Below are 1,871 nucleotides of genomic sequence, written 5' to 3'. Positions count from 1 at the left end.
GCCTGGGGATCGGTATCGAAATAGCCGACCACGGTGTCGAAACCCCGTCCGGCGAAGCTCAGCCCGGACGCGCCACCGGTCTGGTCGCAACGCCGGATGCAGATGCCGCAGAGCACGCATCGATTGGGATAGTAATCGAAAAGCGGATGACGGTGATCCACCTCGGGTTCCTTGAGTACGGATGCAAACGGTTTGCAATTCAATCCGGTTCCCAGGAACTTTGCGGTGGCCTGCAGTCCGCAGGCCTTGTTGGCCGGGCAGTTTCTACAATCCACGCGATGGACGGAAAGCAGTAATTTGAGGGCCGTCTTCTGCAACTCCCGCACCGCCGGGGTATCCGTGCGAACGGTCATGCCACTTTCCACCAATTGGCTGCAGGCCGTCACCGGCTGGGCAAATCCGTCGATTTCCACCAGGCAGAGGCGGCAGGCCGCCGGCGCATCCTCGGGGGTATCCCCCTCCAGCCAGCACAGGTGCGGGATGTAAATACCGGCAGACAGGCAGGCCGCCAAAACGCTGCTGCCTTCCGGGGCCTGAATGCTGCGGTCATCCACGGTCAGGGTCACCATGGTATCGGTTCGGTCCTTTCGTCGCTGATCATTCCTTTTTCTCCGGCGGCCGTTCGATAACCGGCGCCAGATGGGCCGGCGAGATCTTGACCACCGCATCATAATCCGGCGGGCAGGCCACCATGCACTCACCGCATTTGACACACAGGGACTGGTCGATCCCCTTTTTGCGGTTGCTGGTGGTAAAGACCGCATCCACCGGACAGCAGCCCACACAGGCATCGCAGCCGCGGGCGCACTTCTCCAGGTCGATGTAAAACGCGGTCAGCGTCCGGCAAGAGCGCCCCGGGCAGCGCCCCTCTTTGATATGGGCCTCGTATTCGTCGCGAAAATAGGCCAGGGAGGTGAGCACGGGGTTGGGCGCGGTCTTGCCCAATCCGCACAGGGAGCCCGCCTTGACCGCCCGGCTGAGGCTTTCCAGCTGTTCGATATCCCCTTCGCGGCCCTCGCCGCGGGTCAGCCGGCGCAGGATGTCCAGAAGGTGGCGGGTGCCGATACGGCAGAAGGTACACTTGCCGCAGGACTCCTTCTGGGTGAAGTCGAGGAAGTAGCGCGACACGTCCACCATGCAGGCGTCCTCGTCCATCACCACCATGCCGCCGGAACCCATCATGGCTCCGGCGCGGGTCAGGGCGTCGAAATCCACCGGTGTATCCAGGAACTCGGCCGACAGGCAGCCGCCCGAGGGGCCGCCGATCTGCACCGCCTTGAACTGCTTCTTATTGGGGATGCCGCCGCAGATATCAAAAATCAGCTCGCGCAGGGTCACCCCCATGGGAATCTCCACCAGCCCCGGATGGGTCACGTTGCCGACCACGGAAAAAACCGCCGTTCCCGGGCTGTCGGCCGTGCCGATGCCGCGAAACCAGTCGGCCCCCTTCTCCACGATGGCCGGTACCGTGGCCAGGGTCTTGACGTTGTTGATCACCGTCGGGCGTCCGTCCAGCCCGCGCTCCACCGGGAACGGCGGACGGTGCCGGGGCATGCCGCGATAGCCTTCCACCGAACGGATCAGGGCCGTCTCCTCGCCGCAGACAAAAGCCCCCGAGCCCTGGAAAAGGTCGATGTCGAAATCCAGACCGCTGCCCAGAATGTTGCTGCCCAGAAGACCGCAGGCGCGGGCCTGCTCGACCGCCTGGGAGAGGATGCGCACCGCCAGGGGGTATTCGGCGCGCACGTAAAACAAGCCTCGACTGGCCCCCACGGCAATGGCGGCGATGAGCATGCCCTCGATCACCTGGTGGGGATTGCTCTCGAGTAAGGTGCGGTCCATGTAGGCTCCGGGATCGCCCTCATCGGCAT

Annotated in this window: 2 protein-coding genes; both read right to left on the bottom strand. The window is 63.9% G+C overall.

Annotated elements, in window-relative coordinates; genetic code table 11:
- Positions 1-569 (bottom strand): 2Fe-2S iron-sulfur cluster-binding protein (locus tag JCM12296_RS34515; RefSeq protein WP_054702661.1); only part of this gene is annotated, 569 nt, incomplete at its 3' end.
- 28 nt (positions 570-597) lie between these two features.
- Positions 598-1,871: NADH-ubiquinone oxidoreductase-F iron-sulfur binding region domain-containing protein (locus JCM12296_RS34510; RefSeq protein ID WP_172684264.1), on the bottom strand; the 1,274-nt coding region annotated here is incomplete at its 5' end.

Origin of the sequence: Desulfosarcina cetonica JCM 12296 (assembly GCF_001311845.1) — a bacterium.
In the GTDB taxonomy this organism is placed as follows: domain Bacteria; phylum Desulfobacterota; class Desulfobacteria; order Desulfobacterales; family Desulfosarcinaceae; genus Desulfosarcina; species Desulfosarcina cetonica.
The sequence above is the reverse complement of the archived record's forward strand: the minus strand, read 5'-3'. Positions and strand labels throughout refer to the sequence as shown.